The following is a 6,534-nucleotide window of genomic DNA, read 5'->3' as shown; positions in this document are numbered from 1 at the left end:
ACCCCACACCCCCACCCCCGCCCCCACCCGGGCCCCCCCGCCCCCGGGGGGCGCCCCCGCGCCCGGGGGGGGGCCGGGGGCCCGCGCGGACGCCCTGGCGACGGTGTTCGGGGCGTGCGCCGATCACAACTACTACCGGCGGCGTCGCCACTGGCGCCTCGCCCGCGCTCTCGCTGAGCGGCGGCTGGGGCGCGGGGATGTGCTGTCGGTGCCCGAGCTGGCCACCCTCGCGCACCTGCCGACCGAGGACGGGCTGCCCGGCCTGCACCGCGCCGGAGCCCGCGCGCTGGCCCCGGCGCCGGAGATCCCCACCAATGGCCCGTACACCAAACCCCTCGGGCTGGCCGACACCGCCAGTCGCCGCCCGGTCGCGGTCCGCGTCTCCGACGCCCGCCACCACCTGCACATCCTCGGCCCCACCGGTGTCGGTAAATCGACGCTGCTGGCCAGGACCATCCTCGCCGACGCCGAGGCCGAACGCGGCATGATCGTCATCGACCCCAAAGGCGACCTCGTCACCGACGTCCTGGCCCGCCTCCCCCGCCGTCTCGCCGACCGGGTCGTGCTGTTCGACGCCGACTCGCACGCCCCACCACCATGCGTGAACCCCCTCGACATCGGCCGGATCGGGCACGCGGGCCTGGATCTCGCGGTCGACAACCTCGTCACCGTCTTCCACCGGGTCTTCGCGCAATGGTGGGGGCCACGCACCGACGACATCATGCGCGCCAGCCTGCTCACCCTGTGCGCCCAGCCCGGCACCGCCACCCTCGAAGACCTCCCCCGCCTGCTCACCGAACCCGCCTTCCGCGCCCGCGTCACCCGCACCACCACCGACCCGGTCTTGCGCGGGTTCTGGGAAGGCTACGAGTCCCTGTCGGACGCCGGACGCGCGCAAGTGATCGGGCCGTTGCTGAACAAGCTGCGCGCGTTCCTGCTGCGGCCGTTCGTGCGCGCCGCGATCGCCGCCGGGCCCTCGACCGTCGAGTTCGGTGACGTGCTCGACGACGGCGGGATCTGTCTGGCGCGGCTGCCGAAGGGCTCGCTCGGGGAGGAGACCAGCCGCCTGGTCGGTTCTCTGCTCGTCGCCCGCACCTGGCAAGCGGCCACCGCGCGGGCCCGCCAGCCCGCCGCCGACCGCGCCGACGCCTCGCTAGTGCTGGACGAGGCGCACAACTTCTTGAACCTGTCCACCCCGGTCGAGGACATGCTCGCCGAAGCCCGCGGCCTGCACCTCTCTTTGCTGCTGGCGCATCAGAACCTCGCCCAGCTCCCGAAAGATCTGCGCGACGGCATCAGCGCGAACGCGAGAAACAAGGTCATCTTCGCCGTCTCCCCCGACGACGCCCGGGAGCTGGCCCGTCACACCAGCCCGTGGTTGTCCGAGCACGATCTCACCCACCTCGATGCCTTCCACGCCGCCGCGCGGCTGCTCGTGCACGGCCAGCAGGCCCGCCCCTTCACCCTCACCACCCAGCCGCTGCCACCGCCCACACCGGGCCGCGCCCGCGACATCGCCACCGCCGCACGCGCCCGACACACCGGTCCATCCGAAGGCCCAGCCCCCGGGTCCGCGCCAGCCACCGGTCGCCACGACGCACCGCCTGCCACCGGCGACCCCCGGCTGACGTAGCCGCTTCCTGCTCGTCTCTGCCTGCTTGCCCACGAAAGGATTTCCCTCTCCGATGACGATCGCCCGCCCCGCCCGGCAATCCGAGTCCCGCGCACCGCGCCCCATCGTCGCGGACACCACGCGGCTGGTGGCGCGGCTGACCGACCGCGACCGCTGGATCCTGCGGATGCTGCACGAGCATCGCGTCCTGACCACCAACCAGCTCGCCGCGCTGGCCTTCCCCATTCCCCGCATCGCCCGCGACCGCCTCGCGCGCCTGTATCGCTACCGCGTGCTGGATCGGTTCCGGCCGATCCGCACCCGGGGCAGCGCACCCTCGCACTGGGTCCTCGCCCCCGCCGGCATCGCCGTGCTCGCCGCCGAAGCCGGAGCACACGTACGCGAGCTGGGCTACCACCATCACCGCCCCCTCGACATCGCCCACAGCCTGCACCTGGCCCACACCATCGGCGTCAACGACTGGTTCACCACCCTCACCACCACCGCGGCCCACCACAACGCACACGTCCTCGCATGGTGGGGCGAGCCCCGCTGCCGCCGCCTCTGGGGCGACCTCGCCCGCCCCGACAGCTTCGGCCGCTACACCCGCCGCAATGCGCGGCTGGACTTCTTCCTCGAATACGACCTCGGCACCACCAGCCTGACCCGCGTCGCCGCCAAACTCCTCGGCTACGCCGAGCTGGCCCGCTCCACCGGCGTCATCACCCCCGTCCTGCTCTGGACACCCACCCGAGCCCGCGAAACCGCCGCCCGCCACGCCCTGCGCGACACCGCCATCTCGCTCCCCGATCCCGGCGCGGTACCGGTCGCCACCGCCGCCGCCGAACTCCTCGACAACACCGAGCACCCAAGCCCCGCCGACCGCGTGTGGCTACCCCTCGACACCACCCGCACCACCCGCATCCGGCTCCACGAGCTGGCCACTGCCTGGCCCCGCCGCACACCACCACCCCAAGAAACCGACACCGACTCGTCCTCCGCCGCCCGGCTCAGCGGGCAGATCCTGCTCACCCCACCCCCACCCGCCGCTCCCACCACGCAGACCGGCAGGTGAACTCGAGATGCTCGGCAAAGTCCTCGGTGCGGGCTCGGCAGCGGTCGTGTTCCTCGTCGTCGTCATCGCCGCCGTGGTCACCACCGCCGTCGTCTACGGCCCATCCTCACCACCTGCCCCCGGCCCGTCACCGGGGGCGGGCAGCGCGCCGAACCCGCAGGCCCGCGCCGACATCCCCCCGGAGCTGCTGGTGCTGTACCAACGCGCGGCCGGAGACTGCCCCGGACTGGACTGGTCGGTTCTGGCCGCGATCGGGAAGGTCGAAACCGACCACGGCCGCTCCACACTCCCCGGCGTCCGCAGTGGCGAGAACTTCGCGGGCGCCGGGGGCCTCATGCAATTCCTCGCCCCCACCTTCGACGCCGTCACCACTCGCCACCAGCTCCCCGCCGGAGGCGCGAACCCGCCCTCGCGCCACAACGACAGCGACGCCGTCCACGCCGCCGCCTTCTACCTGTGCGACTCCGGCGCACCCGACGACCTCCACCGTGCGCTGTTCGCCTACAACCATTCCGACGACTACGTGCAACAGGTCCTCGACCAAGCCGCCCGCTACCGCCTCACCCCACCACCCGCCAGCGACGTCTGCCGCCCCCTGCAACCCGCCAGTCCCGCTGCCGCACAGGTGATCTCATTCGCCTGCATGCAGCTCGGGCAACCGTATGTGTGGGGCGGCGACGGGGCCAGCGAGGGCGGCTGGGACTGCTCCGGCCTCACCAAGGCCGCCTACGCCACCATCGGCATCGACCTACCCCGCACCACCTACGACCAAATCCACACCGGCCCCCGCATCCCCGAGAACCGGCTCCAGCCCGGGGATCTGGTGTTCTACGGCACCGCCGCCGACGTCCATCACGTCGGGATTTTCCTGGGGGCCGGGAAGAAAGTGCACGCCGCCACCTTCGGAGTGCCTGTCGAGGTGGGCGATCTCCGGTATCCGGGCGATGACTACTACGGGGCGGTTCGGCCGGTTTTTCGCGCTGCCGCTGCCGAGCACAGCCGTCCCGACTGACCACGCCACCTCGACCCTGACCGTCGCGAGATCGCCTCCATACCAATACATCCCGAGCAGTGAGAGGACTTCCCGACCGTGCCGCACCCACCGCACTCGATGACCCGAACCGTCGAATTCCCTGACAGCTCAGCAGGTCACACCGTGACACCCACTCGGCCGACCATCCACCGACTCGCCTACGCTCTGCTCTGCATCGTCGCGGTCACCGCCCTGGCAGTGCTCGGCTCCGGCCCTGCCACGGCCGCCCCGGCATCGGCCGATCCGAACTGCCCTCGATTCACAGCGGTCCTGGTCCCCGGCACCGGCGAAACCACATCGGCCGCGTCGGGCCAGCCGGACGGGGCGCTCGCCCCGATCGGACAGGGCCTTCGCCAGCGCTACGGCACCGACATCGCCATCCACACCCTCACCTCCACCACGACCGGGTCCGGCGCCTCGGGCACCTCGGAATCCGCAGGCGTGCAGGCCCTCTCGACGGCCCTGGCCGGGTTGTGCTCGTCCACGCAGGTCGTGCTGGCCGGATACTCCCACGGCGCGACCATCGCCGGGAACGTCGCCACGGCGATCGGCCACCATCGAGGCCCGTTGCCCGCCTCACGGATCGTTGCGGTCGCGCTGCTTTCCGACCCGCGCCGCGCGGCCGGTACCCCGCAGCTCGGACCGTCCTCGCCCGGCGAGGGCATCGCCGGCCCCCGCGGCGAGGACTTCGGCGCCCTCACTGACCGAGTCCGCACCCTCTGCGCCACCAGCGATCTCACCTGCGCCACCTCCCCCCACGCCATACCCGCCCTCACCGCGCTCGGCCGCGCCGTCACCGGCAACCCCATCCCACCTACCGGCGACACGACCGCCCCCGGCACGGACCCCACCTCCGCACCGCCACTCTCGCCGCCGACCGGTCCGAGTCCGGGACCGGCGGCTGGTTCCCTCGGCGGTCCGGAGCAGGCGGCGGCGGGCTCGATCGCAGGCTTGGATCCGTCGGAGATCGTGCGGCAAGTGGTCATCGTCCTGAGCGGGCTGACCTCCTTCGCCGCGGGCGTGCCCGCGATCGTGAGCGACCTCGCCCAGCTGCCCGGGTTGCTCGCCACCGGCAACGTCCCCGGCCTGCACCAGGTCTCAGGCGACCTGAACAACCGGTTCGCGCCCCTGGTTCAGATGGCCGCCCAGATCGACCTGCACCTCGTCGCCCGTGCCCTCGCGCTGGCCGCGCCCCTCGATACGTCCGGGTGGACCGCGATCGCCTCCCAGATCGTCGCCATCATCGCCAACCTCGACATCGGGCGCATCGCCACCGACATCGGCCAGGCACAGGAAATCGCCTGGGACGCAATACACAAACTCGCTACTGGTGATCCGGCCGGTGCCGCGCTCGCGCTCACCGGGCTCCTCCCCATCGCCGGAGACCTCGCTACCACCGCGGCCTCGGCCCTCATCGGAGACGCCGGGACCTATGTGTCCGGACTCGCGCACACCTTCACCGACTCCACCAGTCCCGACACCAGTAACGCCCTGGCCGATCTGGCCCGCCGAGGCAGTGACGCGGCCCGCCTCGCCGGTCCGGGCGTAGACCGCAACGGCTACTCCGACGACGCCGGGCGGCAGGCGTTGAACTGGCTCATCACCCGACTCGACGCGGCGCGCTAGCCCGGCGCACCGGGGTGGATCATCGTCAGTGCGTCGCGGCTTCCCCACGGCCGGGAAGCCTCATTCGGTGTGGGACCGATGCCCGGCCGGGGACACCTTCTGCCGGGCGGCCCATTCACGGAAATCGGCACGGCCCACCGGACCCGCTCGCCGCCCCGGGTCGCACACGCGCTACGGCGCGGGTCCGTCCGTGGTACCGGTCGCCGTGTCGGGCCGGGTGGGTTGCCAACAACCACACGTCCGGCCATACACCGCCCCACACGCCCGGACCGACCACCACAACGGGCCCCGGGTGTTCCACGGTGGCAACGGATCACCCGGGGGGCCCGTACGAACGCGTATCTAGTCGGCGCGGCGGTCGTGGGCGGCCGAGGAGTCGGCATCGGCGCGCTGCCGGGACAATTCCCGTCCGGCTTTGGTGCTCGAGTACCGCACTTCGTAGTCTATTTCCCAGCTTTCCGCGCACTCGGTGCATATCGTGATGCCGTGGTTGCATTCATCCGTAGCCATGAACAACAACTTGCCGCGCGCCCGGGTTGTCCTGCATCGCACGGACACATAGGAATTCCCGCTGAGTTTGGCCGATGATTTGACCGCACCCTGGGTGTCGTGGGTTGCGGTGTCCCGCATGACGTGCTCGGTGTCCTCGCGCATGTAGGTGATGCCCGCCGCAGCGCATCGAGCCTCGATTTCCCTGCGTCCGAGATCGGACGTGACAGATCGCCACATACTGAGCACCCACAGGTTCTCTCCCGCCGACCACGGTTCGGCGGCCTGATATCCGTCGGCGAGGTGCCGCGCGGCGAAACCGGCCAATTCCTCGCGGTCGCTACCATGCACCGTGTGAGTCACGACGGCATCCACAATTGAATGTTTCGCCATTGCCTGCACTCCTGTTTATGAGATGACAAACCCCCGGCATCCCGCTGGGGAGGACGAACGTTTCCGGATTACGGCTGGTCCGATACGACCGCCGAAACGATTCCCGCCAACGCATTGACGCTCCATACACCGCCAAATGTCAACCCGCCCTATTCGCCCCGGCCCGAATACGGCACACCAACACCACGGGCCATCAGGTCGACCCCGGCCCCAACCGCCGGGGGGGGGGGGGGGGCGGCGACAACCCCCCCCCCCCCCCCCGGGACGGGGGAGAGGGGGGGGAGGGGAGCCGACGGAGTCGTCCCC

At 71.4% G+C, this 6,534-nt stretch carries 5 protein-coding genes; 4 read left to right on the top strand and 1 reads right to left on the bottom strand.

Translation table 11 applies throughout. The features are described 5' to 3' along the window. From QH290_RS33335 to QH290_RS33320, 4 genes are all read left to right on the top strand, one after another. Nucleotides 1-1,633 (top strand): type IV secretory system conjugative DNA transfer family protein (locus QH290_RS33335; protein WP_280387264.1); only part of this gene is annotated, 1,633 nt, incomplete at its 5' end. 52 nt (nucleotides 1,634-1,685) lie between these two features. Beyond that, the gene (locus QH290_RS33330; RefSeq protein ID WP_280387262.1) at nucleotides 1,686-2,687 is read left to right on the top strand and encodes a replication-relaxation family protein; all 1,002 of its coding nucleotides are present in this window, start codon (nucleotides 1,686-1,688) and stop codon (nucleotides 2,685-2,687) included. Between the two features lie 7 nt (nucleotides 2,688-2,694). Then, the gene (locus QH290_RS33325) at nucleotides 2,695-3,699 is read left to right on the top strand and encodes a C40 family peptidase (protein WP_280387260.1); all 1,005 of its coding nucleotides are present in this window, start codon (nucleotides 2,695-2,697) and stop codon (nucleotides 3,697-3,699) included. Between the two features lie 144 nt (nucleotides 3,700-3,843). After that, nucleotides 3,844-5,346, top strand: coding sequence for a cutinase family protein (locus QH290_RS33320; protein WP_280387259.1), 1,503 nt, complete (start codon nucleotides 3,844-3,846; stop codon nucleotides 5,344-5,346). Nucleotides 5,347-5,688: 342 nt separating this feature from the next. On the opposite strand, the gene QH290_RS33315 is transcribed toward QH290_RS33320, so the two are convergent. Then, entirely contained in the window at nucleotides 5,689-6,210 is a 522-nt protein-coding gene (locus tag QH290_RS33315) for a hypothetical protein (RefSeq protein WP_280387257.1), read from the bottom strand. Nucleotides 6,211-6,534: the final 324 nt, after the last annotated feature.

The organism is Nocardia wallacei (assembly GCF_029869545.1).
GTDB lineage: Bacteria > Actinomycetota > Actinomycetes > Mycobacteriales > Mycobacteriaceae > Nocardia > Nocardia wallacei_A.
This window is presented reverse-complemented; position numbering and strand designations above follow the sequence as displayed.

Bases quoted from the DNA above. Each gene is read 5' to 3' on its own strand.
- QH290_RS33330 (WP_280387262.1), top strand. From the start codon at position 1,686: ATGACGATCGCCCGCCCCGCCCGGCAATCCGAGTCCCGCGCACCGCGC.
- QH290_RS33325 (WP_280387260.1), top strand. From the start codon at position 2,695: ATGCTCGGCAAAGTCCTCGGTGCGGGCTCGGCAGCGGTCGTGTTCCTC.